25 protein-coding genes are annotated in these 26,841 nt (G+C 63.0%); 14 read left to right on the forward strand and 11 right to left on the reverse strand.

All coding sequences use genetic code 11. From position 1 onward, the window contains the following. The first annotated feature begins 8 nt into the window (after nucleotides 1-8). Both I2H38_RS07880 and I2H38_RS07885 read left to right on the forward strand, forming a co-directional pair. Complete coding sequence (locus I2H38_RS07880; protein ID WP_196271255.1) at nucleotides 9-434, forward strand: GNAT family N-acetyltransferase; 426 nt, start codon at nucleotides 9-11, stop codon at nucleotides 432-434. A gap of 22 nt (nucleotides 435-456) precedes the next feature. Then, nucleotides 457-1,209, forward strand: coding sequence for an SDR family NAD(P)-dependent oxidoreductase (locus I2H38_RS07885; protein ID WP_196271256.1), 753 nt, complete (start codon nucleotides 457-459; stop codon nucleotides 1,207-1,209). A 76-nt stretch (nucleotides 1,210-1,285) separates the two neighbouring features. On the opposite strand, the gene I2H38_RS07890 is transcribed toward I2H38_RS07885, so the two are convergent. Continuing rightward, nucleotides 1,286-2,044: an SGNH/GDSL hydrolase family protein gene (locus I2H38_RS07890; protein WP_196271257.1), complete on the reverse strand. Its 759-nt coding sequence runs from the start codon at nucleotides 2,042-2,044 to the stop codon at nucleotides 1,286-1,288. A gap of 11 nt (nucleotides 2,045-2,055) precedes the next feature. Beyond that, nucleotides 2,056-3,204, reverse strand: coding sequence for an OpgC family protein (locus tag I2H38_RS07895; protein ID WP_196271258.1), 1,149 nt, complete (start codon nucleotides 3,202-3,204; stop codon nucleotides 2,056-2,058). A gap of 356 nt (nucleotides 3,205-3,560) precedes the next feature. On the opposite strand from I2H38_RS07895, the gene I2H38_RS07900 reads away from it, so the two are divergent. Continuing rightward, on the forward strand, nucleotides 3,561-4,121 hold the full coding sequence (locus tag I2H38_RS07900; RefSeq protein ID WP_407664047.1) for an NUDIX domain-containing protein: 561 nt from the start codon (nucleotides 3,561-3,563) through the stop codon (nucleotides 4,119-4,121). Between the two features lie 10 nt (nucleotides 4,122-4,131). Here I2H38_RS07900 and I2H38_RS20895 read toward each other — a convergent pair whose 3' ends face one another. The 4 genes from I2H38_RS20895 to I2H38_RS07920 form a co-directional block, all read right to left on the reverse strand. Continuing rightward, the gene (locus I2H38_RS20895) at nucleotides 4,132-5,022 is read right to left on the reverse strand and encodes a DUF533 domain-containing protein (RefSeq protein ID WP_196271260.1); all 891 of its coding nucleotides are present in this window, start codon (nucleotides 5,020-5,022) and stop codon (nucleotides 4,132-4,134) included. 143 nt (nucleotides 5,023-5,165) lie between these two features. Beyond that, nucleotides 5,166-5,696 carry a hypothetical protein gene (locus tag I2H38_RS07910; RefSeq protein WP_196271261.1) on the reverse strand — a complete coding sequence of 177 codons (531 nt, stop codon included), beginning with the start codon at nucleotides 5,694-5,696 and terminating at the stop codon, nucleotides 5,166-5,168. A 156-nt stretch (nucleotides 5,697-5,852) separates the two neighbouring features. Next, nucleotides 5,853-6,692: an S-formylglutathione hydrolase gene (gene fghA / locus I2H38_RS07915; protein ID WP_196271262.1), complete on the reverse strand. Its 840-nt coding sequence runs from the start codon at nucleotides 6,690-6,692 to the stop codon at nucleotides 5,853-5,855. 14 nt (nucleotides 6,693-6,706) lie between these two features. Then, a complete protein-coding gene (locus I2H38_RS07920; RefSeq protein ID WP_196271263.1) occupies nucleotides 6,707-7,819 on the reverse strand; it encodes an S-(hydroxymethyl)glutathione dehydrogenase/class III alcohol dehydrogenase in 1,113 nt (370 codons plus the stop codon). A 146-nt stretch (nucleotides 7,820-7,965) separates the two neighbouring features. On the opposite strand from I2H38_RS07920, the gene I2H38_RS07925 reads away from it, so the two are divergent. Beyond that, entirely contained in the window at nucleotides 7,966-8,619 is a 654-nt protein-coding gene (locus I2H38_RS07925; protein WP_196271264.1) for an MBL fold metallo-hydrolase, read from the forward strand. A gap of 59 nt (nucleotides 8,620-8,678) precedes the next feature. Here I2H38_RS07925 and I2H38_RS07930 read toward each other — a convergent pair whose 3' ends face one another. Next, nucleotides 8,679-10,145, reverse strand: a complete 1,467-nt coding sequence (locus tag I2H38_RS07930; protein ID WP_196271360.1) for a catalase — start codon at nucleotides 10,143-10,145, stop codon at nucleotides 8,679-8,681. Nucleotides 10,146-10,242: 97 nt separating this feature from the next. Here I2H38_RS07930 and I2H38_RS07935 point away from each other — a divergent pair, with 97 nt between their 5' ends. From I2H38_RS07935 to I2H38_RS07955, 5 genes are all read left to right on the forward strand, one after another. Beyond that, a complete protein-coding gene (locus I2H38_RS07935; protein WP_196271265.1) occupies nucleotides 10,243-11,151 on the forward strand; it encodes a LysR substrate-binding domain-containing protein in 909 nt (302 codons plus the stop codon). Between the two features lie 168 nt (nucleotides 11,152-11,319). Further along, entirely contained in the window at nucleotides 11,320-12,381 is a 1,062-nt protein-coding gene (locus I2H38_RS07940; RefSeq protein WP_196271266.1) for a phosphotransferase, read from the forward strand. A 4-nt stretch (nucleotides 12,382-12,385) separates the two neighbouring features. Further along, a complete protein-coding gene (locus I2H38_RS07945; protein ID WP_407664039.1) occupies nucleotides 12,386-13,726 on the forward strand; it encodes an aspartate aminotransferase family protein in 1,341 nt (446 codons plus the stop codon). 255 nt (nucleotides 13,727-13,981) lie between these two features. After that, nucleotides 13,982-18,313 carry an autotransporter outer membrane beta-barrel domain-containing protein gene (locus I2H38_RS07950; protein ID WP_196271267.1) on the forward strand — a complete coding sequence of 1,444 codons (4,332 nt, stop codon included), beginning with the start codon at nucleotides 13,982-13,984 and terminating at the stop codon, nucleotides 18,311-18,313. A 118-nt stretch (nucleotides 18,314-18,431) separates the two neighbouring features. After that, nucleotides 18,432-19,463 carry a cysteine synthase A gene (locus tag I2H38_RS07955; RefSeq protein WP_196271268.1) on the forward strand — a complete coding sequence of 344 codons (1,032 nt, stop codon included), beginning with the start codon at nucleotides 18,432-18,434 and terminating at the stop codon, nucleotides 19,461-19,463. A gap of 127 nt (nucleotides 19,464-19,590) precedes the next feature. Here I2H38_RS07955 and I2H38_RS07960 read toward each other — a convergent pair whose 3' ends face one another. Together I2H38_RS07960 and I2H38_RS07965 are read right to left on the reverse strand one after the other, a co-directional pair. Further along, nucleotides 19,591-20,022, reverse strand: coding sequence for a hypothetical protein (locus I2H38_RS07960; protein ID WP_196271269.1), 432 nt, complete (start codon nucleotides 20,020-20,022; stop codon nucleotides 19,591-19,593). A 115-nt stretch (nucleotides 20,023-20,137) separates the two neighbouring features. After that, nucleotides 20,138-20,905 (reverse strand): sulfite exporter TauE/SafE family protein, encoded by a 768-nt coding sequence (locus I2H38_RS07965; protein ID WP_196271270.1) that lies wholly within the window; start codon nucleotides 20,903-20,905, stop codon nucleotides 20,138-20,140. 191 nt (nucleotides 20,906-21,096) lie between these two features. On the opposite strand from I2H38_RS07965, the gene I2H38_RS07970 reads away from it, so the two are divergent. Further along, the gene (locus tag I2H38_RS07970) at nucleotides 21,097-22,119 is read left to right on the forward strand and encodes an NADP-dependent oxidoreductase (protein ID WP_196271271.1); all 1,023 of its coding nucleotides are present in this window, start codon (nucleotides 21,097-21,099) and stop codon (nucleotides 22,117-22,119) included. Nucleotides 22,120-22,125: 6 nt separating this feature from the next. On the opposite strand, the gene I2H38_RS07975 is transcribed toward I2H38_RS07970, so the two are convergent. Further along, nucleotides 22,126-23,343: an MFS transporter gene (locus I2H38_RS07975; RefSeq protein WP_229426584.1), complete on the reverse strand. Its 1,218-nt coding sequence runs from the start codon at nucleotides 23,341-23,343 to the stop codon at nucleotides 22,126-22,128. 179 nt (nucleotides 23,344-23,522) lie between these two features. Here I2H38_RS07975 and I2H38_RS07980 point away from each other — a divergent pair, with 179 nt between their 5' ends. The 4 genes from I2H38_RS07980 (at nucleotide 23,523) to minE (ending at nucleotide 26,398) form a co-directional block, all read left to right on the forward strand. Continuing rightward, nucleotides 23,523-24,458, forward strand: coding sequence for a DMT family transporter (locus I2H38_RS07980; protein WP_229426585.1), 936 nt, complete (start codon nucleotides 23,523-23,525; stop codon nucleotides 24,456-24,458). Between the two features lie 129 nt (nucleotides 24,459-24,587). After that, a complete protein-coding gene (gene minC, locus I2H38_RS07985; RefSeq protein ID WP_196271272.1) occupies nucleotides 24,588-25,301 on the forward strand; it encodes a septum site-determining protein MinC in 714 nt (237 codons plus the stop codon). Between the two features lie 21 nt (nucleotides 25,302-25,322). After that, the gene (gene minD, locus I2H38_RS07990) at nucleotides 25,323-26,138 is read left to right on the forward strand and encodes a septum site-determining protein MinD (RefSeq protein WP_196271273.1); all 816 of its coding nucleotides are present in this window, start codon (nucleotides 25,323-25,325) and stop codon (nucleotides 26,136-26,138) included. After that, nucleotides 26,135-26,398, forward strand: coding sequence for a cell division topological specificity factor MinE (minE, locus tag I2H38_RS07995; protein WP_196271274.1), 264 nt, complete (start codon nucleotides 26,135-26,137; stop codon nucleotides 26,396-26,398). Before minD ends, minE begins: the two co-directional genes overlap by 4 nt. Nucleotides 26,399-26,531: 133 nt before the next feature. Here the strand turns inward: minE and I2H38_RS20900 are convergent, their stop codons facing one another. Then, nucleotides 26,532-26,834: a septal ring lytic transglycosylase RlpA family protein gene (locus I2H38_RS20900; RefSeq protein WP_407664048.1), complete on the reverse strand. Its 303-nt coding sequence runs from the start codon at nucleotides 26,832-26,834 to the stop codon at nucleotides 26,532-26,534. Nucleotides 26,835-26,841: the final 7 nt, after the last annotated feature.

Here is a 26,841-nt window from a genome sequence, read left to right on the forward strand (position 1 = left end):
GACTGGCGATGCCTTTTGATTCTGACCCGTTCACGCTCGTCGAGCGCGCTCCGACGGTGGATGAGTTCCTTTTTCTTCGTGAGCAGACGGGGCTCGGCCGCAGAAGCCGGATGGCTGCCGAGAAGGGCGTCGGCGGTGGTCTCTACGCGGTCATCATCGAGCATGAAGGCCGTGCCATCGGCATGGGACGCATCGTGGGCGATGGCGGCACCACGTTTCAGGTCACCGATATCGGCGTTCTACCGGACTATCGGGGAAAGGGATTGGGCTTGCGCATCATGTCAGCCCTGATGCACTGGCTTGAGGAGAATGTCCCCGAAACCGGCTTCGTCAGCCTGATCGCCGATACGGGCTCCGCGCCCTTCTACGAGCGGTTCGGCTTCAAGGTCCGGCCCATCGAGCGACCGGGCATGACCTGGAAACGACAAGTTTGATTTTTTCACGAGCGGATAGACCATGACTCAAACCATTTACGGCTCTCTCAAAGGCAAGTCTGTTCTCATCACCGGCGGCGCGAGCGGCATTGGCGAGAGCATTGCCGAGGCCTTTCATCAGCAGGGCTGCAAGGTCGGGATTCTCGACTACAATGCGGAGGCTGGGCAGGCGCTGGCGAAGCGCCTTGGTGAGCGGGTGCATTTCGAGCACAACGACGTGCGCGACATTCCGGCGCTTCAAGCCGCCATCCGGCGCGTGAGCGACGCGCTCGGCCCGATCACGATTCTCATCAACAACGCGGCCCGGGACGACCGCCACACCATCGATCAGGTGACGCCCGAATATTGGCGCGAGCGTTTCGCCACCAATCTCGATCACCAGTTCTTCGCGGCACAGGCCGTGTTGCCCGACATGGAGAAGGCGGGCGGCGGTTCGGTTATCAACATGGGCTCGACGAGCTATCTGGCGAGCGATGATTCCTTCGCGGCCTACAAGACCGCGAAATCCGCCGTCGTCGGCCTGACGCGCGCGCTGGCGCGGGAGTTGGGCCCGAAGCACATCCGCGTCAATTCCATTGTGCCGGGCTGGATCATGACGCAGCGCCAGATCGATCTCTGGCTGACGCCGGAAAGCGAGGCGGAATTGCTCAAGCGCCAATGCGTGAAGCGCAAACTCGTGCCCGAGGACATCGCCAAGGTGGCGCTGTTCCTGTCGTCGGGCGATGCGGGCGCGATCACCGCACAGAGCTATCTCGTGGATGGCGGTTGGGTTTAGGCATCCTGAGGGCTCGGCCCATCCCAACGGATGGGCCGAGGACTTTTCCGTGCGCTACGATGGAAGCTTGCAGGCGTTAGCGTCTGCGTGCCGAGGCGACGGTCTTGGAGAGAGGTTCTGCCCCCGCAATCGAATCCGCCGCCATCGTTTGGAGTTCCTGGGCGATCAGGCTGGCGAGGCAGTCGTAACCTCGATCGCCCATGTGGAAGCCATCGGCGGACAACATCCCGCGCAGGTCACTGGCGGAGTGGTCGTTCCACTGCTTCATCAGGGCGTAGCGCGAGAAGACGGACACCTTCCGTTCGCTGCCGACGGTGCTGACGGTCTTGACGAACGTCTCGTAGCGGGCGGGGTCCTTGATCGTTGGGAAATATTGTTGGTCCAGCAGGATCATATCGACGCCGGCGGTCTTCGCCGCCGAGATACCCCGTTCGAGAATCTCCCGGAAACGACCCTCATCGACGCCGTTGACCGCGTCGTTCGTTCCGACCTGCCAGATGACGAGATCGAACTTGCTGGTTGTGAGCGCCGCCTGCAGCCGGTCGATCGTTTGAACCGCGGTCTCACCGCCCCTTCCGGCATTGATCACCGTCACCTTCTCGTTCCATAGGCCGGTGAGGTCGTTTTCGAGTTGGGCCGGGTAGGAAAGTTGTGGCGCCGATGCACCGATGCCTTCCGTGGATGAGGAACCGATCGCAAGGATCTGAATGGGCTTGTGGCCGGAGAGCTTGCTCGCCAAAGCGTTGAGAGCGCCTTGCGCCGCAAAGACCGGCCCTTCGGTCCGGCAGAGCGTGTCGTCTGCGGAGGCCGGACCCGCGAAAACAAGAATTGCCAAGCTTAAGGCAGCTATTGCCCAGTCGATGTGAAAGGCAGGCCGAGGCCCTTTGCCTGACCCTTTTGCGAGCCAGCCGGGTTGAGCTTGTTCCATTCGAGATATCGCGCCAATGCAAGAAGGCCAAATACGCCGAGAACGGTAAATACCATGCCGATCATTTGCGGACTAGCGGACGATTTTACCGCCGTGAGCGTCATGATGACCTGTCCGAGCGCACTCAAGAGCGATCCCACGCCAAAAATAGCCAGCCCGTTCCGGCCCAGACGAATGAGCTCAGGACCGATGAACGTTGATTCCAGAGCTTCTCCGACGCGCAGTTGAACCAGCAAGTAGGCAAGCGCGAGGAAATGAACGAGGCGGAAAATGCCAAGATCCTGCTTTCCCAGGTCAAGGTGTTCGAAAACCATTTCACGCAGATCCGGAACAAGCCCGAAGCATTCGGTCATGATCAGGAATGAGGCGATGACGAGGATCGCAGCGCCGAGCACCAAGCTTCGCTCGTGGGGAAGCCGTCGCTTTGCGAACAGGATGCCCGCCGCAATGCCGATGGTGAACAGAAGCTGCCACGCAAAGGGGTTGAAAAACCAGGTTCCCGGTTCGGGCCAGCTCTTGAGCTCCAGAACGCCCGTGTGAGCGAGGATGTAGATCCCGCAGGAAACCGCCAATGCGAAGAAGACATGAATGCGCGCTAGGACCAACGCCACGGGAGCCCAGAGCATGAGGGCGATATAAAGTGGTAGGATGTTGAAGTAGCCGAGTTGGTGGCCGAGCAAGAGAATGCCCGTGATGCCTTTTGCCGTATTGCCGAAGACAGCGTCGCGCCCATCGGCTTCGATCAGCCCGATATCGTCGCTGAGTTCGTAGCCGATCGAGAAAAGGGCAATGGCCGCGGCCGTCAGGAGAAGATGCATGCGATAGAGTTGAAATGAACGCCGCAGACAGCGCTTCACGACTCCGAACACATCGCCCTGCGGGATCTTGGGGTAATAGACGAAGGCGACCGAGAGCCCCGCGATGAAAACGAATGCTTCCGCCGAATCGGAAAATCCGAAATTGCGCGGCGAGAGGTGCTCGATGAGATTGCCCGGGATGTGATTGATGAAGATGAAGACGAGAACGAAGCCACGCCAGAAATCGATTGTGATGTTTCGTGCTGTCATCAATCCACTCCGACCAACGCAGAAAGAGAACGCCAAGGTGGCGAAGGGGTTCAGCCAAGCATGATTCAAAACATGGCATTGCCGAGGCAGATCGGAATCCCGATGCCGTCAACCGCGCAACCGAATCTGTGCTTCTGGCGAGCCCCTCTCATTTCAGATGCGCTCCGAAGAGGCAACCCATCAATGACGATGTCGCGTTCGCCGGCAGAAACGCGCCGATTTTGAGCCAACTGACTATTATTTGAGCGAGGTCCTTCGCTTTTCCGCGACAGCGAACATTTTCGAATCGCGTCGAAGCGGCATTTCATCACAATGACGTGTTCAGGACGGGGAGCGAGATCGTGGGGAATTATCGGATCACGAAAGTGAACACCCTCCATGAGGGCTGGCGGCGGTTGCTCCTGTTGACCATCCGAATTCCCGACGGACGGCTCATCGAGCGGGAGGTTTTCGATAGCGGCGATGCAGCCGCCGTGTTGCCCTACGACCCGATCAGGCGAAGGGCGATCCTCATTCGCCAATTTCGCGCGCCTGTCATGCACAGTGGCGACGACGACACGCTGATTGAAGTTATCGCCGGGCTGCTCGATGGGGCCGAACCCGAAGCCTGCGCGCGACGCGAGGCCATGGAGGAGGCGGGCGTTCGCCTCCGCGCGCTTGAGCTGGTGGGGGCTTTGTGGTCAGCCCCCGGCGCGACAACGGAGCGCGCACATCTCTTTCTCGCTCCCTATGCCCTCGCGGACAGGGTCGCCGAAGGGGGCGGGCTCGCCGAGGAGCATGAGAATATCGAGGTGCTGGAGGTCGATCTCGACGACCTCGCCCGCATGGTCCGCGACAACACCATCACGGACTTGAAAACGCTCGCTCTCGCCCAAGCCCTGCTGATCCGCCATCCTGCCCTGTTCGAGCGTCGTTGAAGGCTCGCGCTTATGCCTTGATCGCGCCCGAGGCCGCCGCGTCGATCTGGGCGACGATGCGCGGGTCGATGCCGAGCGCGCCTGAGAGATGCGCGAGGAAGACCCGCTCCTCGACCGTGTTCGGCGTGATGATGCGGCGCGCGGCCGTATAGACCTGCACCGCTGCTTCCGGCGTCTTCACGGCTGCGGCGAGTTCGGCGGCGGTCGCGGGGTGGGCCAATTCCGCCTCGATGGCGTGCACGCCTTCGCCATCGATTCCCGCCTGCTTGAGCGTGCCGAGAATGCGCTCGCGCTCACCCTCATCGATGCGTCCATCCGCTGCGGCGGCCGCGATCATGGCGCGTAGCACGAGAAGGGCAGTATCATCGGCGGCCTCCGCGCTCACAGGGGCAGGGGGCGGCAGCGCCGCGGGCGGGCTCGATCCGGCGGCGTGCCCGTCAATGAGCGGCGTGCCCGGAGCGCCCTTGTTCACGAAGCGGTTGAACAGGGCTGTCCCCTTGGCCTTTGCGGAGGCGGTCAGCTTGCGACCGGTCTCGGAATTCGCCACGGCCTTGGTCAGACCGACCACGACCGCGTTGACGGCGGCGTTTCCTTGCGGGGTCTTCAGGTATTCCTGCGCCTTGCCGATGAGGAGATCGGTCAGATCCTTGGGCGGCGGAGGAGAGGCCTTGGCCGGCTTCGACGTCGCGCCGTCCTCGCTCGTTCCGGAACTCGCAGGAGGCGTCGGTTGGTTAGCGATGCCTATCAGGTCGCTCAGAAGCGTCCCGGCACCGAGCGGATTGGCGCTCGCTTTTTTTCCAGCGTCATCGGAGGGTGCGGGAGCAGCCGCCGGTGTTGTCGCCTGTCCGGCGCCACCTGCTGGCGTCCCCAGAGCATCGAGAAGTTTTTTGGCGTCGAACACGACTCTGCCCCCGCGAATTCATGCAATAGCGCTGACAATAATGGGTCGGCTTAAAGACACGGCAAGAAGAGCCGCCTCTTTTCGGCATTAGAATTTCGCTTGATCATTTCGGAAAACCGGACCCGACTTTTCCTGACCATGCGCTAGAAAATGCTGGAGAACACCATGGTGAGCAAGCTCCAGATCATCATTCCGCCCATGGCGTAGTAGATCCATTTGGGCATGCCCGGCGCATTGCTGCGGGAGTGCCCGTCGATGGCGTTGATGAGTTCGGACTGGACCTGTTGCCCCTTGAGGACGAGGAAGGTCAGTCCCTGGATGGCCTCGGCCTGGGCGTTCAGGAGCGCTGCCATATGCGGGGCTTGGGCCTGCGCTTCCGGCGCGCACTGGTTCAGATGGTCCAGGGATTCGCCGATCTTGCCGATGGCCGAGCGCATCACGTCGAAATTCTGGCTCTGTTCGGCCAGCAGCATGCGCGCCTGGATCAAGGGATCGGGCGCGTGTTTCTCTGCGGCCTTGGACAGGTGTTGCATCAACCCGTCCGGCCCCTTGGCGATGACGGCTCGCACCGCTTGTCCGGCCTCGGAGGCCAAGGCGGTTTGGGTCAGTCCGACGGCTTTTCCGACAAGCTTGCCGGCATCGGGCGTAAGAAGAGGCTCGCGGGTCTTGTCCATGGGCGATGCTCTGGAATCGATGTTTTTGAAAAATTCAGCTCGGCGAAACGCATTCATACCGCATATGCGGCCAAATAGCTACGCTCTATCATTCCAGAAACATTTATTCCTCTGCGTCACCTCCCACGCTGTGCGAAGCAACACCTTCCAGAACAATCAAAAGCGGGCGGCGTGCCAGCGCAGATGGTCTTCGATGAAGGTGCTGATGAAGAAGTAGGAATGGTCGTACCCCTCCTGGCGGCGAAGGGTCAGAGGCATATCGGCTTTGCGGCAGGCCTCTTCCAAAAGCTCTGGCTTGAGCTGGCTTTCGAGGAAACCATCGGCGGTGCCTTGATCGACGAGGAGTTCGGGCAGGCGCGCGCCATCCTCGATCAGGGCGCAGGCGTCGTATTCGCGCCAGGTTGCGCGGTCGGGCCCGAGATAGCGCGACAGCGCCTTTTCACCCCAGGGGCAGCTGAGGGGCGACGTGATGGGCGCGAAGGCGGAGACGGCGGCGAAGCGGTCGGGATTGCGAAGCGCGATGGTCAATGCGCCGTGGCCCCCCATGGAATGCCCCATGATGCCCTGACGCGCCATATCGGCGGGAAGCTCCTCGGCAACGAGCGCGGGCAATTCGCGCTCGAGATAGGAGCGCATCCGGTAGTTCCTGGCCCAAGGCTCCTCAGTCGCATCCACATAGAAGCCCGCGCCGAGGCCGAAATCATAAGACCCTTCCGGATCGCCCGGCACGCCCTCGCCGCGTGGGCTCGTGTCGGGCGCGACCAGAATCAGGCCGAGTTCGGATGCCACGCGCTGCGCGCCCGCCTTCACCGTGACGTTTTCCTCCGTGCAGGTCAGGCCTGACAGAAACCACACGACCGGCAGGTCCTCCTGCGCCGCCTGTGGCGGCACGTAGGCCGCGAAGCGCATGGGCGTGCCGGTCTCGACCGAGAGATGGCGATAGACGAATTGCGTGCCCTCGAAGCAGCGCGACTGGGAGACGATCTCAAGGCTCAACGATGCTCTCCCGATCAGTAGAGGATGACCGAGCGGATCGACTTGCCTTCGTGCATCAGGTCGAAGGCGGTGTTGATCTCGTCGAGCGGCATGGTGTGGGTGATGAGATCGTCGATGTTGATCTTGCCCTCCATGTACCAATCGACGATCTTCGGAACGTCCGTGCGTCCGCGCGCGCCGCCGAAGGCGGTGCCTTTCCAGACGCGGCCCGTGACGAGCTGGAAGGGACGTGTCGCGATTTCCTTGCCCGATTCCGCGACGCCGATGATGATGCTCTCGCCCCAGCCGCGATGGCAGCATTCGAGCGCCTGGCGCATCACATTCACGTTGCCGGTGGCGTCGAACGAGAAATCCGCGCCGCCGCCGGTCAGATCGACGATTGCCTGCACGACCTTGTCGGTGCCGACTTCATTCGGATTGATGAAATCGGTCATGCCGAATTTTTCGGCCATGGCGCGCTTGGCGGGATTGATGTCGACGCCGATGATCTTGTCCGCGCCCACCATCCGCGCGCCCTGGATCACGTTGAGGCCAATGCCGCCGAGACCGAAGACGACCACATTCGCGCCGGGCCATACCTTCGCGGTGTAGATCACCGCGCCGATGCCGGTGGTGACGCCGCAGCCGATGTAGCAGATCTTGTCGAAGGGCGCGTCCTCGCGGATCTTGGCGAGCGCGATCTCCGGCAGAACGGTGAAGTTCGCGAAGGTCGAGCAGCCCATATAGTGGAACACGGTGTCGCCATCGCAGCGGAAGCGGCTCGTGCCGTCGGGCATGACGCCCTTGCCTTGGGTGGCGCGGATCGATGTGCAGAGATTGGAACGGCGCGACAGGCAGGTTTTGCACTGGCGGCATTCGGGCGTGTAGAGCGGAATTACATGGTCGCCCGGCTTGAGCGTCGTGACGCCGGGGCCGACCTCGCGCACGATGCCCGCGCCTTCATGGCCAAGAATGGCCGGAAACAGCCCTTCGGGGTCGAGCCCCGAGAGCGTGTAGGCATCCGTGTGGCAAACGCCCGTCGCCATGACTTCGACAAGCACCTCGCCAGCGCGCGGGCCTTCGATACGAACGGTTTCGATGGTGAGAGGCTTGCCCGCCTCCCACGCCACGGCGGCCCGGGTTTCCATGCTGATGTCTCGCTTTTGATTCGGTGCAGGGACTATGTGAATCAGGGTGACGCCAGGTCAATAGAAGCGGCCGCCGCAATATCGAGGGCTTCAATCCGGCGGCGTGAGGGCTTATGTGCGCTTGAGAAAAGTCAAAGGATTATTCCGTGTCAGATCTTCGCGCCGCCATCATTCCCGTGACGCCCTTCCAGCAGAACTGCACATTGCTGTGGAGCGAGAAGACGAAGAAAGGCGTCGTGATCGATCCGGGCGGCGATCTTGACCGTATCCGCCAGGCCATCGCCGAGAGCGGCGTGACGGTCGAAAAGATCCTCCTTACCCACGGCCATATCGACCATGCGGCAGGCGCGGCCGACCTGAAGGAAGAGCTTGGCGTGCCCGTTGAAGGGCCGCACGAGGCGGATCGGTTTCTTCTCGACCGGCTTCCGGAAACGGGCCGCATGTACGGTATCGAAGGCGCGCGCGCCGTCACGCCGGATCGCTGGCTCAACGACGGCGACACGGTCACCGTTGGCGAGGTGACGCTCGATGTTTTGCATTGCCCCGGCCATTCGCCGGGAAGCGTCGCTTTCGTATCGCCCTCTCAACGCGTCGCCATCGTCGGCGATGTGCTGTTCCAGGGGTCGGTCGGTCGGGTCGACTTGCCCGGCGGCGACGGTAAAGCGCTGATCCGTTCGATCAAGGACAAGCTCTTGCCGCTCGGTGATGATGTCGCCTTCATCTGCGGTCACGGCCCCATGAGCACGATCGGCGACGAACGGCGCACCAACCCGTTTCTTCTGGGCGAACCTATCGAGTGAAAAAACGGCCCAGGCCGGGGTAGCCCGGGCCGTCGAGGCTGACGGAGATCAGTGACGACTTATTCCGCCGCCTCAGTCAGAGCCTCTGCCTGGACGCCCATGCGTTTCGCAACGCCGAGGCCATAGGCCTTGTCGGCGCGGTAGAAGTGGGCGATCTGGCGCTTCACGATCTCCACCGGCACGCCCTGCATTGCTTCGGCGATGTTGTCCATCAAGGCCCCTTGCTGCTCGGCCGTCATGAGACGGAACAGGTCGCCCGGCTGCTTGTAGTCGTCGTTGCCGACGCGATGATCGTAACGGGCGGCATCGCCTGAAATTGTCAGCGCCGGCTCGGCGAAGCGATCCTCCTGAACCGGGCCGTTGAAGGAGTTCGGCTCGTAATAGGCGTCGCCCCGATGCGGGACCTCGGACAGCATCGCGCCGTCGGCGTGGTAATGATTGACCGGGCAGCGCGGGCGGTTGACGGGGAGCGCCTCGTAATGCGTTCCGACGCGATAGCGGTGCGCATCCGCATAGGCGAAGATGCGGCCCTGCAACATCTTGTCGGGCGAGAAGCCGATGCCCGGCACGATGTTCGATGGCGAGAACGAGGATTGCTCCACTTCCGCGAAATAATGCGCGGCGTTGCGGTTCAATTCCAGCACGCCGACCTCGATCAGCGGATAGTCCCCATGCGGCCACACCTTGGTGATGTCGAAGGGGTTGTAGGGCGTCTTGTCCGCATCCGCCTCCGGCATGATCTGGACGCAGAATTTCCAGCGTGGGAACTCGCCCTTCTCGAGTGCTTCATAGAGATCGCGCTGCGCGCTCTCGCGGTCCGTGGCGACGACAGCCTCGCCTTCGCGGTTGGTCCAGTTCTTGATGCCCTGCATCGATTTGAAGTGGAATTTGACCCAGAACCGCTCGCCTTGTGCATTGATGAACGAATACGTGTGCGAGCCGAAACCGTGCATGAAGCGGTAGCCCTGCGGCAATCCGCGATCCGAGAACAGGATCGTGACCTGATGCAGGCTCTCTGGGCTGAGGGACCAGAAATCCCACATCGCGGTGGGCGAGCGCAGGTTTGTCGAAGGGTGACGCTTCTGCGTGCGGATGAAATCGGGGAACTTCACCGGGTCGCGCACGAAGAACACGGGCGTGTTGTTGCCGACCAGATCCCAGTTGCCTTCTTCCGTATAGACTTTGAGTGCGAAGCCGCGCACGTCGCGCTCCGCATCCGCCGCGCCGCGCTCGCCTGCGACGGTCGAGAAGCGCAGGAACACCTCGCTCTTCTTGCCCACATCCGAGAATACCTTCGCCTTGGAATAGCGCGTGATGTCCTTCGTGATCGTGAGCGTGCCATAGGCGGCGGAACCCTTGGCGTGCACCACGCGCTCCGGAATGCGCTCGCGGTTTTGATGCGCGAGCTTTTCGATCAGCTGATAATCCTGAAGCAGGAGCGGACCGCGCTCACCGGCCGAAACACTGTTCTGATTGTCCGGCACCGGCGCACCGGCCGTCGTGGTCATCGTGGGGCGTTTGGTCATCATCCTCTCCCATAAAACTGATGGCAGGATGCAGGCCAAGGTCGATCAGGTCCAATCGCTTTGCTTGCGACCTGCGATAAGATAATCTGATCACCTCATGGTGACATTCCGACAACTTCGCTACTTTGAAACCCTCTCCCGCACCCGGCATTTCGGTATGGCGGCGGATCAATGCGCCGTCACGCAGCCCGCCCTTTCCATGCAAGTGAAGGAGCTTGAGCGTGAGCTTGGGATTGAGCTCGTCGAGCGGCGCGGCAATTCGGTCATGCTGACCTCCGCCGGGCAGGAGATCGCGGCGCGCGCCGAGGCGATCCTGGCCCAGGTCCGCGAGCTGAATGAATATGCGCGCCAGCAACATGGCGTGCTCACGGGCCCGTTGCGGCTCGGAATCATTCCTTCCGTCGCGCCCTATCTCCTGCCCTCGCTTCTCCCGGATTCGGAGAAGGCCTATCCGTCTCTTGAACTCCTGATCCGCGAGACGCAGACCGACACGCTCATCGAGGAGCTGGTCCGCGGTGATCTGGATGCCGCGTTACTCGCCTTGCCCGTGCAGAACACGCAACTCGAAGCCCTTCCTCTGTTCGATGACAGGTTTCTGATCGCCGTACAGGCGAAATCGGCGAGGGATTGGTCGGCAAGCGATCTGCAGAGCCGCCTCATGCGCGAGCGGCTGCTGTTGTTGGAGGAGGGACATTGCCTGAGGGATCAGGCCCTTCAATTCTGCTCCATCGCCAACATCCAGGCCCGCAAGGCACTCGGGGCGGCCTCGCTGACCACGATCATGCAGATGGTCGCCGCTGGGCACGGCGTTACGCTGCTTCCGGAACTTTGCGCCGAGGCCGAGGTCGACCGGCGACGAGTCGCCCTGATCGAATTCCCCGACGATCCGCCGATGCGAACCATCGGGCTCGTGTGGCGGCGCAGCTCCACAAGGAGGGCGGATTTCGAGGCACTCGGAAGGCTCATCGCCGAGCCGCGCCAAAGCGAGGCCGCCACACGAGCGTGAAATGGCGGCCGATCTCCTGACTGCGCGACATGATGCCCCGGCCTGAGTCCCTCAGGCCGGTTCGAATTTATGTTCTCGCAGAATGGCTGCGCGTGACGGTCGCCTCATCGAGAAAAATCGGTTACAGCCGTGAGCGTCCGCAGGAATACGCTTTCGAGGGGCACGAGCATGACGGCCGATCATGAAGCCGGTATCGGAGAGACGCTGACGATGGCGGCGCGCCCCGTTCCTCTCGCCGAGGCCGAGGTGTTGGCACGTGAGCATTACGGATTGAGCGCCATTGCGCACCCGCTCAGCAGTGAGCGGGACCAGAACTTCCATCTCAAGGCGGAGGACGGCCGGGACTATGTGCTGAAGATCACGCATCCGGCAGAGGATCGGCGCGTCAGCGATATGCAAACGCAGGCCTTGCTGCATGCGGCATCAGTCAATCCCGATCTGCCGATCCAGCATGTGGTCAGGGCGCGAAATGGCCAGCCCGAGCTGTCGCTGCCCTTTTCGGGCGATTCCGCGATCAGGGTTGTGCGAATTGTGACCTTCACGCAGGGCGAGCCGCTTCACAAGGTGCAGCGGACGTCCGCGCAACGGCGCGACCTTGGACGCAGCCTGGCCCGGCTTGGTCTGGCGCTGCGCGGCTTCTTTCACCCGGCGGCGGGACATGACCTGCTGTGGGATTTGAAGCAGGCGAGTCGCGTGCGCGAGATTCTCGTTCATATTCAGGATTCCGGGCGGCGCGCCCTGGCGACGCGGTTTCTCGACAATTTCGAGCATCACGCGTTGCCGCTCTTGCCGGGCTTGCGCGCGCAAGTGATCCATAACGATCTCAACCCGCATAACGTTCTGGTGCGGCCGGATGATCACGATCGGGTCGCGGGAATTCTGGATTTCGGCGATCTGGTGCACGCGCCCCTTATCTGCGATGTCGCCGTCGCTGCGGCGTACCAGCTCTCCGAGGTTGGAAACCCGCTGGAGGCGGCCGTCGATTTCGTCGCGGCCTATCACGCGGTCGCGCCCTTGGAGCGCGCCGAGATCGATTTGTTGTTTGACCTGATCGCGACCCGGCTTGTCCTGATCGTGGCCATCAGCGGATGGCGTGCGAGCACCCATCCTGAGAACCGGGACTATATTCTGCGCAACAACCCGGCCGCCTGGTCGGGGCTTGAACGTCTGGCGGGTCTTTCGCGACAGGAGGCTCAGGCCTTCCTGCGCCGTGCTTGCGATATGGAGTGATCGAATGTCGACAAATGCCGATGTCGCGGGAGGCATGATCAACGCCTATGTGCCCAGCAAGGCCACCGGGCTGAACGACAGGGAACGCGATCTGATCGCCCGTCGCGAAAGGCTGCTCGGACCGGCTTATCGCCTTTTCTACACGAATCCCTTGCACATCGTTCGCGGTGAGGGCGTGTGGCTCTACGATCCCGAGGGACGGCCTTATCTCGATGCCTATAACAACGTCGCATGTGTGGGGCACAGCCATCCGCATGTGGTCGCGGCCTTGTCGCGACAAGCGGCTGTTCTGAACACGCATACACGCTATCTGCACGAGACGATTCTCGACTATGCGGAAAAGCTGCTCGCCAAGTTTCCGAAGGAACTCGGCAACGTCATGTTTACTTGCACGGGCAGCGAGGCCAACGATCTCGCGGTGCGCGCCGCCAAGGCCTATACCGGCGGAACCGGCTTCATCGTCACGGAACTCGCCTATCACGGCGTTACGGACGCGGTCTCGCAGCTTTCGCCGTCTCTCGGGCCGTCGGTGCCGCGCGGCGACCACGTGCGCACCGTTCCGGCTCCCGATCTGTATCGCAGCGGCGGACAGGATGTGGCGGAGGTCTTTGCAAGGAACGTTGCCGCCGCAATCGAGGACATGCGCGCGAAAGGCATCAAGCCTGCGGCTTTGCTCGTCGACACGATCCTGTCGAGCGACGGCGTCTTGTCCGATCCGCCGGGATTCCTCGCCAAGGCGGTCGATGTCATTCGCGCGGCCGGTGGGGTCTTCATTGCCGACGAAGTGCAGCCGGGATTCGGCCGAACCGGCGCACAGATGTGGGGGTTCGAGCGTCACGGCCTTCTCCCGGATATGGTCACGGTCGGCAAGCCCATGGGCAACGGCCATCCGATGGCGGCGATGATTGCGAAACCAGACATCGTGCAGGCGTTCGGGCGCACTTCGCGTTATTTCAACACCTTCGGCGGCAACCCGGTGTCGTGCGCGGTCGGCATGGCCGTGCTGGAGGTCATCGAACGCGAAGGCCTGATGGAAAACGCGCGTCAGGTAGGCGCTTCCATGCGTCGGGGACTTGAGCACCTCGCCGAGAAGCATTCGATCATCGGCGATGTGCGCGGCGCGGGACTTTTTGTCGGCGTCGAGCTTGTGCGCGACCGGACGAGCCGGGAACCGGCCGCTCAGGAGACAGCGCGCCTGATCAACGATATGCGCGAACGAGGTGTTCTCATCAGCGGCGCGGGCCCGCATGCCAACATCCTGAAAATCCGCCCGCCGCTCGTGTTCTCGGAGGAGAACGCGGACCTCTTTGTTGCCACTCTGGACGATGCTCTCGCCGCCCTCTGAGACCGTTCGAATTTTTCGTCCGCAGAGCGAAGCAGACCCGCGAGAATGAATCTCTGAGTTGTTGTCTGTATTGGTTTGAACGCGTGAATTGGTGCTTGCCAATCTCGATAAAAATAGAATCGTTGCGCTGACGACACAGCGGATTTTAGTCGAATCTTACCTTACGGAAACTGATAGACGAGATAGGATAAATTCTTAGTGTCCCGCTTGTGCGTGCAGGTCGGTCAGATGATTTGCCCTCAGGAGAGCGCAGACATGAACCGACCCCTGCATTGGCAACGCCAAGCATTGCTGCAATCCACGGCCATCGTGCTTGCAGTCGTTGCCGTTGGCGCCGCGGAGCGGGTTCAGGCTCAGACCTATACGTTCCAGGGCACCGGCGGAGCGTGGTCGAACTTCGTCAACTGGCAGGCTGGAGCTCTGCCCATGAGCTCCCCGACGGCAAACCTGGTGTTCGATACGGGCGGCAGCGTCTTCAGCACGGACAACGATCTCGGCGCTCTTCTGATCAACCGTCTCTCGGTGGCGCCCCCGATGGGCGGCGCATGGACCTTCGGCGCGCTGGCCGGCGGCAGCTTGTCCTTCTCCGGGATCGATGCGGCCATCGACATTGCCCCCACCGCGCCCTTCAGCCTGACGATCAACCAAGACCTGTCGCTCAATAGCCAGCTGACGGTCAGGGGCGGCAATGCGGGGGATCAGTTCGCGCTGAACGGGGTCGTCTCCGGAGGCGGCGCTCTCATCAGGGACGGGCGGGGGACGTTATCTCTCTCAGGAAGCAACAGCTTTACGGGTGGAACGCAGCTCTACAACAACGCGACGATCAGCGTTGGTCACAACAATGCGCTCGGGAGCGGGGTGCTCACCTCTTATGGAGGAACGCTCGAAATCCGGAACGGGATCACAATCTCGAATGAGGCGGACCTCGAAGGCAATCTCGCCTTCACCGTCGGAACGGGCGCGGTCGGGACCTATGCCGGGCTAATCAGAAGCCGCAACGACCCGTGGGGAATCATCAAGACTGGCGCTGGCACGCTCGTGCTCTCGAATGCCAATACCTTCGACATGGGGGCGATCATCAGCGAAGGCGCGCTGCGTGTAACCCATGGCAACGCCCTCGGCTTGGGGCAGATCACTCTCAATGGCGGCACTCTTCAGGCCGGCGCGAGCGTGACCCTCGCCAATCTTTCCATGGGCATCAATACGGCAGGCGGCAAGATCGACACGAACGGTTACGCATTGTCGTTCGCGGGCACCATCTATGACAATGACGGGCCGGGAGGCATCCTCACGAAGACCGGCGCGGGCACGCTGACACTGTCTGGCACCAGCACCTATACCGGCGCGACGAACGTCAACGCAGGGACGCTGCAGCCCGGTGGCATGAACCGATTGTCGCCGAACAGCACCTTCACGATCGCGAGTGGCGCCATCCTCGATCTCAATGGTTTCAACCAGCGGATTGGTTCGCTCGCCGGTGCGGGCAACGTGGCCCTCGGCGCAGAGACCTTAACGGTCGGCCGGAACAATGCGGACACCGAATTCTCCGGCGTGATCGGCGGCATTGACGGATCCGTGGTCAAGGAGGGTTCAGGCACCTTCACCCTCTCCGGCGTCAACACCTATACCGGCGCCACCCGGGTCAGGGGCGGTACGCTTGCTGTTTCGAGCGATGCCAATCTCGGCGATTCCTCCGGGGATCTGAGGCTCGACGGCGGGACGTTCCGCGCCAAGGAGACCTTTGCCTCGAGCCGTCTCGTCGCGATCGGCGCGAACGCACCCAGCGTATCCGTCGATTCCGGTCGCACGCTGACGTTTGATGGTGTCGCCAGCGGCAGCGCGCTGACGAAGATCGGCCCCGGCACGCTCACATTGGCGGCGGCGAATACCTATACCGGCGGCACGTCGGTCAATGGTGGCGTCGTCTCGGTCTCAAGCGACGCCAACCTGGGCGCTCCATCCGGCGGCGTGAGGCTCGACGGCGGCGCATTGCGCGCGACAAGAGGCTTTACGACCGCGCGCATGGTCACGCTCGGCGCAGGCAACGGCGGGGTGACCGTCGATGCCGGACAGGACTTTTCACTCGCGGGACTCGTCACCGGCAATGGCGGATTGGAAAAGGCCGGCGCGGGCCTCTTGCGTCTGACGCGGGCCAACGATTATCGCGGCGGAACACAGGTCAGCGAAGGCACTCTCCTCGTCAAGACTGATGGCGCGCTCGGCTCGGGCCCCGTTGTCGTGGACGGCGCGGATTCGACATTGACCTTTTCCGACAGCGCCAGCGCCGGTGCGTTGTCTCTCAAGACCATGGACGGGGGCCATCTGCGCTTCAACGATAGAGCGTCCGCGGGAAGCGCTACCATCACCAATGATCATGGCGCGCTCGTCTTTGCCGGTAACGCCAGCGCGGGCACTGCGCGTGTCACGAGCACAAACGGCAGCACGATCCTGTTCGAGGGTGCGGGGAAGGCGGCCCAGGCACGGTTCGACAATGCGGGGTCGAGCCTTGCGGCCCGCACCGGGGTCACCTTTTCGGACACCAGCACGGCGGAGGCCGCGAGTTTCACGAATGGCGCCTTCGGCTATGTCACCTTTACCGACAATAGCTCCGCCGGCACGTCCAGCATCGTGAACAACGACAAGGGCACCGCGTATTTCAGCGGGCGATCGACGGCGGACCTTGTGACCATCGTCAACAATGCCGGCGGCAACGTGGACATCAGCGGTCATACCGGGCCGATGGCGATTGGTTCACTCACAGGCGCGGGGAATGTCTTTCTCGGTGGCAACAAGCTGACGCTCGGCAGCAATGGTGCTGATGGCATCGTTCAGGGCGGCTTCCATGACGGCGGCGCGTCCGGTGGCGTCGGTGGTTCGCTGGTGAAGGCCGGGGCAGGCCGTCTGACGCTGACGGGGACCAGCACGTATACGGGCGGAACGCTCGTCCAGGCTGGGACCTTGCAGGTCGACGGGTCTCTCACCTCCAGCGTCACGGTCGCCGATGCCGCGACCTTGAGCGGCGCTGGCGAGATCGGCGGGCTTCTGGCGCGGAACGGTTCATTCGTGGCTCCCGGCAATCTGACGAAGAGCCTTGATGTGGATGGCAACGCATCCTTCGAGGCGGGCTCGACCTATCGCGTCCGCATCATGCCGGGCGTTGGAAACGACCGGATCAGCGTGTCCGGCGCCGCGCAGCTTCAGGGCGGCACGGTCAGCGTGACGACGCTGCCAGGTGGGACCTATGTGCCCGGTGCGCGCTACACGCTCTTGTCGGCCGCGGACGGCGTGTCGGGAACGTTCGCCAGCCTTGCCCATGATTTCGCTTTTCTGTCCCCTGTGCTGGAATATGACGCGAAGAAGGTTGATCTGACCCTGCCCCGCAAGAGCGGACCACCGGGGCCATCGGGCCCATCGGGGCCTGTGCCGTTCCCGTCTGTCGCGACCTCAAGCAACCAGACGTCCGTCGCGGGTGCGGTCGAGACGCTCGGCGCGAATAACCCGCTCTTTCGCGCCGTGATCGGTCAAAGCGTCTCCGGCGCGCGGCAGGCCTTCAACGGGCTCTCCGGTGAGGCTTATGCGAGTGCGGCGGCATCGGCCTACGCCAATGGAGGGCTCGTCACCGAGACCTTGATGGCCCGTCTGCGCGGTGTGTCGCGCGGGCCCGCCTTCGTGCCGGGAAGCAGCGTCTATGCTGCCTATGCGATGGATCGGCCGCGCGGGCAGCCCGATCCCGTCGCCGTGCCCTATCCCGATCTCGACCCGCGCGCCTTCACGCTCTGGGGCGAAGGCTTCGGCTCCTGGGGCAAGACGCGCGCCAACGGCAATGCGGCTGCTCTCGACAGCGCCACGGGGGGCTTCATGATCGGAGCGGAGTTCGCGCCGCGTCGGGCTTATCGCGTCGGCGTTGCGGGAGGTTTCACGCGCACGACCTTCGATGTCGAGGCACGCCTTTCGTCAGGCTCGAACGAGAGCGTCTTTGGTTCCCTCTATGGATCGGCAGCGTGGGGAGGCATCCAACTTCGCCTCGGCGCGGGCTATGCGGCAACCGACATCGACACCAAGCGCAGGGTGGTCTTCCCCGGCTTCTTCGATCAGCTCAGCGCGTCCTATCGCGGTTCGACTCTGCAGGCTTTCAGCGAACTCGGCTATCGCATCGATGGCGGCCGTACCCAGATCGAGCCTTTCATCGGGCTTGCGGCCATGCGGTTGCACACCGAGGGTTTCACCGAGAATGGCGGTCCCGCAGCCCTGACCGGGTATGGGCAGGATCAGGACCTCGGCACGACCACGCTCGGCGTGCGGGCCGAGGCGCGGTTGAGCGAAGAAATCCCGGTCAATCTGCGAGGGCTCGTCGCCTGGCGCTATGCTTATGGCGACGTCAGCCCGAATGCGCTTCTCGCCTTTGGCGGCGGCGCGTCCGCGTTCACCGTGACGGGCACGCCGGTCGATCGCAATGCGCTCGTGGCGGAAGCCGGTCTCGACTGGCAGGTAACAAGGGCCGTCACGCTCGGAGCGGCCTATCAGGGCCAGATCGGCAACCGCGCCCAAGAGCACGCGCTCAAGGGCAACTTTATCTGGCGGTTTTGAGGTTTCCCGGCGGGCCGGGACCGTCGATGGGCGTGAAACAGCGCGTTTGAATTGGGCTTTTTGCTGCTATTGAGAGTCTCAAAATCCCTCCGGTGATCGATCTTGAGAGCGCCTCTTCATGACCTTTAAGCCCGACATCCTTGCCGCCATCGGCAATACGCCCCTCATCAAGCTCCGTCGCGCTTCCGAGCTGACCGGCTGCACCATTCTCGGCAAAGCCGAGTTCATGAACCCAGGGCAGTCGGTGAAGGACCGGGCGGCGCTGTTCATCATTCAGGACGCAATCGAGCGCGGCGCGCTGCGACCCGGCGGCGTCATCGTCGAGGGCACGGCGGGCAATACCGGCATCGGCCTCGCGCTTGTCGGCAACGCGCTGGGCTTTCGCACGATCATCGTGATCCCCGATACGCAGAGCCAGGAAAAGAAAGATATGCTGCGCCTCGCGGGGGCGGAGCTGATCGAGGTGCCGGCGGTGCCTTATGCGAACCCCAACAACTACGTGAAGGTCTCGGGCCGTCTGGCGGAGCGTCTAGCCGCATCCGAGCCGAACGGCGCGATCTGGGCCAACCAGTTCGACAACGTGGCGAACCGCCAGGGCCATAGGGAGACCACGGGCCCCGAGATCTGGGAGCAGACGGAAGGCAAGGTCGACGGCTTCATCTGCGCCGTCGGCACGGGCGGGACGCTCGCGGGCATCGGCATGGCCTTGAAGGAGCGCAACCCCAAGATCGCCATCGGCCTTGCAGACCCGATGGGGGCGGCGCTCTACAGTTATTTCACGACCGGCGAGTTGAAGGCGACCGGATCGTCCATCACCGAAGGCATCGGCCAGGGCCGCATCACCAAGAACATCGAGGGCGCGCCCATCGACATCGCGTTCCAGATCCCGGACGAGGAGGCGTTGCCGGTCATCTTCGATCTTTTGCAATTTGAGGGCCTGTGCCTCGGCGGATCGTCCGGCATCAATGTGGCCGGCGCGATCCGCCTCGCGAAGCATCTCGGACCGGGGCACACCATCGTCACCGTGCTGTGCGACTACGGCACGCGTTATCAGTCCAAGCTCTTCAACCCGGATTTCCTACGCGCGAAAAACCTGCCGGTGCCCGCGTGGCTCGAGCGCAAGAGCACCATCGATCCGGGATTGGTCTAGAGCTTGATCATGTCTCTTTGAAACCTGATCAAGCTCCGGATTCCTTGTTGCCGCATGATCCGGGCGAACGGCCGGTTTCCACTTGTTCTGATCATGCTCCAAGAGCCGCGGCGCGCTCGAACGAGCATCAGGCAGCGGGCGTTGTCTCGGGTTCCGAGGCGGCCGGGGCCGCGGCCTCATTCCGCTGCTGATAGGCGCGCGCGAGATTGGCGGTGGAGCGGTTCGCTCCCGGCACCTTGGCGTTCGTTGCCTGAAGATCGTTCTGGATGCTGTCGAGAAGCTCGATCAGCCAGGATTGCCCGGCCTGCAAGCCGTCCCGCAGGGCCGATTTCGCGATGTCGATCTTGGCCGAGATTTCCGTGGCGTTGCGCGACGGCAGGGAAACGAATTCATGTTCGATCACGCCCAATTCCCGCAGCAATTCCTCGCGCAGGTGCCGCTGGTCCTCGACCATGATCAGCGGCGAGGTCAGCATGCCGCGTAACGCGGCCCAGCGCAGGCCGAGGGCGCTGACTGATTGAGAGCCGTCGAGTCCCGTCAGGTTCTTTGTTTCAGTCACCGCATTGTCCTTTTCGCAAGAGGTCCGAATCACACCGGGACACCTAGGGTTAAGGTTGTGGCGTGAATCGGGCGACGCTCGGAAAAAGGTGTTGGCCCTGCGTTCGGGCGTGGGGTTATCCTAAGAAGAAGTAGAGTGTCAGGGCCGCGCCCACGCCGATCACGAGCCAACGGATCGCGCCAGGCGAAAGGCGACGGCCGAAGACGACGCCGAGATAGCCGCCGATGACGGAGGCCGCGCCAACGATGAACATTTCGCGCCAACTGACGAGACCGGCCGCGATGAAGAGACAAACCGCGACGAGCTGGATCAGGGTCGAGCACAGGTGCTTGGCCGAATTGATCAGATGAAAGTCGTCACCCTCGGTGATGGCGAGCGCGGCGAGCATCACGATGCCCATGCCCGCGCCGAAGAAGCCGCCGTAAATGGACACGAGAAACTGGAACGCCAGGCCCGCTGCCCAGGCGCGGGTTGACGGCGTGTGGCCCTCGGAGCGGCCGATGGCGCGGGCGAGCGCCACGATGCGCGGGCTTGCGGCGAAGAGCAGGGTCGCGAACAGGAGAAGCCACGGCACGAGCCGTCGGAAGGCGGTGTTGTCCGTCACCGTCAGAATGTACGCCCCGATAAGGCCGCCGATCAGGCTGACGATTCCCAACGCCGTGAAGCGCCGGAGATTGGCCATCAATTCACGGCGATACGCCCAGGCGCTGGCCAGATTGGCGGGCGTGACCGCGACCGCGCTGGTGGCGTTGGCGACGACAGGCGGAAGACCCACCGCGACAAGAGCCGAGAAAGTGAAGAAGGTGCCGCCGCCGGCGATGGCATTGACGAGACCGGCCGCAAGACCTGAGGCGGCAAGAAGGACCGCGGTGGAGAAATCCATGATGATATGAGGCTTGTCGTTGCGATCTGACGGGAAATGGGGAAGCGATTGGGAGATAACATGCCGGAGCTTTGGGGGCCCATAGACTAAAGGTCTAGGGAGAGGTCGCTCCGACGATCTTTGAACAAAGTCCCTGCTGCCGGGTTTTCCGCGCACGATCTTGATCATTGCAATATGCGGAGGAGAGCCGAATGCCCGCAGCATCCAGTCGACGCATCGTGCTGGCCTCGCGGCCGGTGGGAGAGCCAAAACCGTCGGATTTCCGGCTTGAGTCAGCGCCGGTCCCTGAGCCGGGCGAGGGGCAGGTGCTCCTGCAGACGCGGTGGCTTTCACTTGATCCTTACATGCGCGGGCGCATGAGCGCGGCCAAGTCCTACGCGCAGCCGGTCGAGATCGGCGAGCCGATGGTCGGCGGCACGGTCAGCAAGGTCGTCGCCTCCCGTCATCCCGATTTCGCCGTCGGCGATATCGTGCTGTCGCAGTCCGGCTGGCAGGACCATGCCCTGTCGGACGGAACCGGATTGCGCAAGCTCGACCCGTCGCTCGCGCCGATCTCGACGGCGCTCGGCGTGCTCGGCATGCCGGGGATGACCGCCTATACGGGGCTCTTGAACATCGGCCAGCCCAAGTCCGGCGAAACGGTTGTCGTGGCAGCCGCCGCCGGACCCGTCGGTTCCCTCGTCGGTCAGATCGCCAAGCTGAAAGGTTGCCGCGCTGTCGGCATCGCGGGTGGGCCCGACAAGTGCCGCTATCTCGTGGAGGAGCTCGGCTTCGACGCTGCGATCGATCATTACGCGGCGGATATGCCGGACAAACTCCGCGCGGCCTGCCCGAAAGGGATTGATGTCTATTTCGAGAATGTCGGCGGCGCGGTCTGGGATGCGGTGTTTCCGCTTCTCAACGATTTCGCGCGGGTGCCGGTCTGCGGTCTCGTCGCCCATTACAACGCGAAGGAACTTCCGCCGGGCCCTGACCGCCTGCCGCTGCTCATGAGCGCGGTCCTGTCTCGCCGTCTCACCTTGCGCGGGTTCATCGTGCGGGATTTCGCGTCCCAGGCGCAGGATTTCCAGCGCGAGGTGTCGCAATGGCTGCGCGAGGGCAAGATCAAATATCGCGAGGACGTGGTCGAGGGGCTGGAGAAGGCGCCGGAGGCTTTCATCGGCCTGCTGAAGGGGAAGAATTTCGGCAAGTTGCTCGTGCGCGTCGCAAGTTGAATTGCATCAATCGGACATGCGCGACGAGAGTGTGATCAGACGTAGCGCGACGGCGAGCGCGGCGATCAGTAGAACGCTGACGAGGCTCGCGATGCCCCACCAGCCCGAGGACGCCCAGAACACGCCGCCCAGGGTCCCGATCAAGCTCGAGCCGAGATAGTAGCAGAAGAGATAGAGTGCGGAGGCCTGCGCCTTCGCGCTTTGCGCGCGACTGCCGACCCAGCTGCTCGCCACCGAATGCGCGCCGAAAAAGCCGAAGGTGACGGCGACGATTCCAGCCAGGATCGCGGCGAGATGGCCAAGCAGCGACATCGCAACGCCGCTCAGCATGACCGCAATCATCGCGCCGAGAACGCGCGGTCGGCCCAGCCGGTCGGCCAGGCTGCCGGCGATCGTCGAACTGGCGGTGCCGACCAGATAGATCACGAAAATCGCGCCGATGGCGCTCTGACTCAAGAGATAGGGCGGAGCCATCAGGCGATAGCCGAGATAGTTGTAGAGCGTCACAAATGCCCCCATCAGCAGAAACGCTTCCGCGTAGAGGCAGAGCAGACCCGGATCGCGAAGATGGTCCGCGAAAGACCGCAGCAACTCCATCAAGTCGGCGCGGCGGGGCGTGAAGTGGGCGGACGCCGGCAGGCTCCGCCATGCCAGGATCGCGGCGAGAAGCCCGAGCGTGCCGATGGCCCCAATCGCCACCCGCCAGGAGCCGAGATCGGTCAGGATGCCGGTGATGAGGCGGCCCGACATGCCGCCGATCGCATTCCCGCCGATGAAAAGGCCCATGGCGAGGCCGACGGATTTGGAATCGACCTCTTCGCTCACATAAGCCATGGCGACGGCGGGCAGCCCGCTCAAGGACACCCCGATCGCCACGCGGGTCAAGAGCAGGGCGTGCCAGGTGGGTGCGGCGGCGGACAGAATCGTCAGCACGGCGGACGCGAACAGCGAGGCCACCATGACCGGCTTTCGCCCCCAAACCTCGGAGAGCGATCCGACAACGAGCATCGCGACGGCGAGCAGACCCGTGCTGAGTGACAGGGACAAGCTGCTGACAGCCGCGCTGACGTGAAACTCTTCCGAGAAGACAGGCAGGAGGGGTTGGACGCAATAGAGAATGGCGAAGGTCGCAAAGCCCGCCGCGAACAGAGCAAGGTTCAACCGACGGAAAGCCGGGGTTCCGCCTTCGAGCCGCCTTGGCGAAGCCTGCATGCTCACTTGCATGATCCCGTATGCTCCTGAACGCGCCGCCCGCCCAGCCTCAACGAGATGTTAATGTATTCGGTGCGTGCATGGAGCCGTTGCTGCATTTGCGCCCTCTTTCGGCGAGAACAATCGCTTATGAGCCAGCGGCTTGTTAAACGCATCATGATTCCTTGAATGCTGTCCTTTTCGAGAACCCGATGACACCCAAAACCACGGCCCCCATGACGACGAGGTCCGCCAAGCCCGTCGAGCGCGATTCCGGTGCGAAGCCGGTCCAGTCGCAGCTGTGGGGAACGGTGCTGATGCTCGCCTCCACCGTTTTCTTTTCGGGCTCGGATATTCTCACCAAGGGCCTTGCGGACGCGTTGCCCGCCGTGGAAATCGCCTGGCTGCGCTACGCAACCTTCTCGCTCCTCGTCATTCCGCTGCTGATGATGAATGGCGGTGGCACGCTCTTGCGCTCGCAGCATCCCGGCCTTCAGGTCCTGCGCGGCCTCGGTACCGTCGGTTCCGCATTGCTCTTCACGGCAAGCCTGCGCTTTCTTCAGGTCGCGGACGCGACCGCAATCTACTTTATCTCGCCAATTCTCATCATGGCGCTTTCGATCGTCTTCCTCGGCGAAGTCGTGGGCTGGCGGCGCTGGAGCGCGGCGGCCGTCGGCCTTTTGGGCGTGCTGGTCGTCATTCGCCCGGGGACGGGCGCTTTCAACATGGCGGCGCTCCTGCCGCTTGGCGGCGCGGCGAGCTGGGCGGCGGCCGCGGTCATCACCCGCAAGATGAGCGGGCGTGATCATGCTATCACCACCCTCACCTGGTCGGCTTTCGTCGGCTTCGTGGTGCTGAGCGCTCTCTTGCCGTTCGTATGGGTCGTGCCGAGCTTGGGGCAGGTCGGGCTTGGCATCTCCGTCGGCGTCTTCTCGACCATCGGGCATTGGCTGATCGTTCTGGCCTATCGTCACGCTAACGCATCGACCATTGCGCCATTTTCCTACATTCAGCTCATCTGGGCGGGCGTGCTGGGATACCTCGTCTTCGGCGCGCTGCCGGATCGCTGGACGATTATCGGCGCCGCCATCATCGCGGCAAGCGGGCTCTACACGGCCTATCGCGAGCGGGTCCGGGCCAAGCGCTGAGGATTTTCCGCGAATGGACCATTTTGTCGCAGGTCATCCACCACAAAAATGTTAACGCCGACGGCGGATTTAACCGTCCGTTAACCATAAAACGTCGAGATCGGGGGAACAGCAGGAATCTGACCGCCCGTGACCATCGCCGTTCGCACCCGCCCCTCTCTTCGCTTCCGTGGAAAGTCCTTCCTGGCGCTCGTTCTCGCGCCGGAAGTGCCGTTGAGAGATTGGCTCGAGGATCTCGATGAGGTCGCGAAGCGTTCGCCGGGATTCTTTTCCGGACGGCCGATTATCGCCGACGTGTCGGCTCTCAAGCCGTCGAAATCCGAGCTGAAGTTTTTCCTCGCCGCGCTCAAGATGCGCGATATCCGCATCATCGGGCTCGAAGGGGCGGCGGCTGCGGTTCTCGATGCCGACATGCCGGCCACGGTCAATGGCGGGCGACAGGCCGGCGATATCGATTTTCCGGATCTCGACGCGGTGGCCCTGCCCGCGACACCCGCTCCCCCACCCGCGCCGGTCACCGCCCTTCTCGTCGAAGGCTCTGTGCGGTCGGGTCAGTCGATCATCCACACGGAAGGCGATGTCACGATCCTCGGATCCGTGGCCTCGGGTGCCGAGATTGTGGCCGGCGGCTCCATCCATATCTACGGCGCGCTGCGGGGAAGAGCGATCGCCGGATGCACGGGGCAGAGCAGTGCCCGCATCTTCTGCCGAAAATTCGAGGCGGAATTGATCGCCATCGATGGACTTTACAAGACGGCCGATGATCTCGGCCCAAAATTTCATGGTCAACCGATCCAGGTCAACCTGGACGGAGATTCGATCATCCTGACAACATTGGATTGATAGCGAGAAAGAGAGACGACAATGGCGAAAGTCCTGGTCGTAACATCTGGTAAAGGCGGCGTCGGCAAGACGACGTCGACGGCGGCTTTGGGCGGCGCGCTTGCCCAAAGCGGCGAGAAGGTGGTCGTCATCGATTTCGACGTCGGCCTGCGCAACCTCGATCTCGTGATGGGAGCCGAGCGGCGCGTCGTCTTCGATCTCATCAACGTGGTCCAGGGCGATGCGAAGCTCAATCAGGCCCTGATCCGCGACAAGCGCATCGAAAACCTGTCGCTGCTTCCCGCCTCGCAAACCCGCGACAAGGATGCGCTGACGGAAGAGGGCGTCGCGCGTGTGCTCGCCGATCTGAAGCAAAAGTTCGACTGGATCATCTGCGACAGCCCGGCGGGAATCGAACGCGGCGCGACGCTCGCGATGCGGCACGCGGATGTCGCCGTCGTCGTCACCAATCCCGAGGTGTCCTCCGTTCGCGACTCCGACCGCATCATCGGCCTGCTCGATTCGAAGACCGAGAAGGCGGAAAATGGCGAGCGCGTGGAAAAGCACCTGCTGCTCACCCGCTACGACCCTGTCCGCGCCGAGCGCGGCGAGATGCTGAAGGTCGACGACGTTCTGGAGATCCTCTCGATTCCGCTTCTCGGCATCATCCCCGAAAGCGAAGAGGTTCTGCGCGCATCCAACGTCGGAAGCCCGGTCACCTTGAACAATCCCGGCAGCGCGCCGGGACGTGCGTATTTTGATGCGGCCCGCCGGTTGAAAGGCGAATCCGTCGAGATGACGATTCCTTCCGACAAGAAGGGCTTGCTTGGAAAGCTGTTCGGACGGAGAGCCGCATGAATCTCATGAACTTGTTCAACCGCCGCACGTCGGCGCCCGTTGCGCGCGAACGCCTGCAGATCCTGCTGGCGCATGAGCGCGGCATCGTCGGCGGCAAGCCCGATCTCGTGGCGCTGCTGCGGGAAGAGATCCTGGCCGTCGTCGGCCGCCATGTAGCCGTCGAGCGCGACCGGGTTCACGTCCGCATGAATCGCGGCGCCGATCTCTCGACCCTCGAGATCGAGGTCGAGATTCCTGCTCCCGGCATGGCCCGCGCTTAGAACCGCGCCGTTCCGGTTCGGAACCTCTGAGAAAGGTCCCCTCGCGTCCGTGCAGAGATGCCGCAGGCGAGGGGGCCATTGCAAAACCCGAATTCGGGTTTCGGGGTAGCGGAAGGCTGGCCCGATGGGCCGGTTAGAGCTGCGATACGTCGACCGCCGCTGTTCCCGACATGCCGATGGCCTGCGCCGAGGCGCGGGAAAGGTCGATCACGCGGCCACGGACGAAGGGCCCGCGATCATTGATGCGCACCACCACCGAGCGGCCGGTCTGTTTGTTCACGACCAGAACCCGCGTTCCGAAGGGAAGGGTGCGATGCGCCGCAGTCATGTCATTGGTGTTGAAGCGTTCCCCGCTGGCCGTCCGACGGCCATGGAAGCCGGGGCCATACCACGAGGCCTCGCCGGATTGGATCTGCTTGCCGCTGCGATAGTCGATGCGGGTG

Source organism: Microvirga alba (genome assembly GCF_015694465.1).
In the GTDB taxonomy this organism is placed as follows: Bacteria; Pseudomonadota; Alphaproteobacteria; order Rhizobiales; family Beijerinckiaceae; genus Microvirga; species Microvirga alba.

Coding starts and splice junctions, on each gene's coding strand:
- I2H38_RS07880 (WP_196271255.1), top strand. CDS start 9: ATGCCTTTTGATTCTGACCCGTTCACGCTCGTCGAGCGCGCTCCGACG.
- I2H38_RS07885 (WP_196271256.1), top strand. CDS start 457: ATGACTCAAACCATTTACGGCTCTCTCAAAGGCAAGTCTGTTCTCATC.
- I2H38_RS07895 (WP_196271258.1), bottom strand. CDS start 3,204: ATGACAGCACGAAACATCACAATCGATTTCTGGCGTGGCTTCGTTCTC.
- I2H38_RS07910 (WP_196271261.1), bottom strand. CDS start 5,696: ATGGACAAGACCCGCGAGCCTCTTCTTACGCCCGATGCCGGCAAGCTT.
- I2H38_RS07920 (WP_196271263.1), bottom strand. CDS start 7,819: ATGGAAACCCGGGCCGCCGTGGCGTGGGAGGCGGGCAAGCCTCTCACC.
- I2H38_RS07930 (WP_196271360.1), bottom strand. CDS start 10,145: ATGACCAAACGCCCCACGATGACCACGACGGCCGGTGCGCCGGTGCCG.
- I2H38_RS07935 (WP_196271265.1), top strand. CDS start 10,243: ATGGTGACATTCCGACAACTTCGCTACTTTGAAACCCTCTCCCGCACC.
- I2H38_RS07940 (WP_196271266.1), top strand. CDS start 11,320: ATGACGGCCGATCATGAAGCCGGTATCGGAGAGACGCTGACGATGGCG.
- I2H38_RS07945 (WP_407664039.1), top strand. CDS start 12,386: ATGTCGACAAATGCCGATGTCGCGGGAGGCATGATCAACGCCTATGTG.
- I2H38_RS07950 (WP_196271267.1), top strand. CDS start 13,982: ATGAACCGACCCCTGCATTGGCAACGCCAAGCATTGCTGCAATCCACG.
- I2H38_RS07955 (WP_196271268.1), top strand. CDS start 18,432: ATGACCTTTAAGCCCGACATCCTTGCCGCCATCGGCAATACGCCCCTC.
- I2H38_RS07965 (WP_196271270.1), bottom strand. CDS start 20,905: ATGGATTTCTCCACCGCGGTCCTTCTTGCCGCCTCAGGTCTTGCGGCC.
- I2H38_RS07970 (WP_196271271.1), top strand. CDS start 21,097: ATGCCCGCAGCATCCAGTCGACGCATCGTGCTGGCCTCGCGGCCGGTG.
- I2H38_RS07975 (WP_229426584.1), bottom strand. CDS start 23,343: ATGCAAGTGAGCATGCAGGCTTCGCCAAGGCGGCTCGAAGGCGGAACC.
- I2H38_RS07980 (WP_229426585.1), top strand. CDS start 23,523: ATGACACCCAAAACCACGGCCCCCATGACGACGAGGTCCGCCAAGCCC.
- minD (WP_196271273.1), top strand. CDS start 25,323: ATGGCGAAAGTCCTGGTCGTAACATCTGGTAAAGGCGGCGTCGGCAAG.
- minE (WP_196271274.1), top strand. CDS start 26,135: ATGAATCTCATGAACTTGTTCAACCGCCGCACGTCGGCGCCCGTTGCG.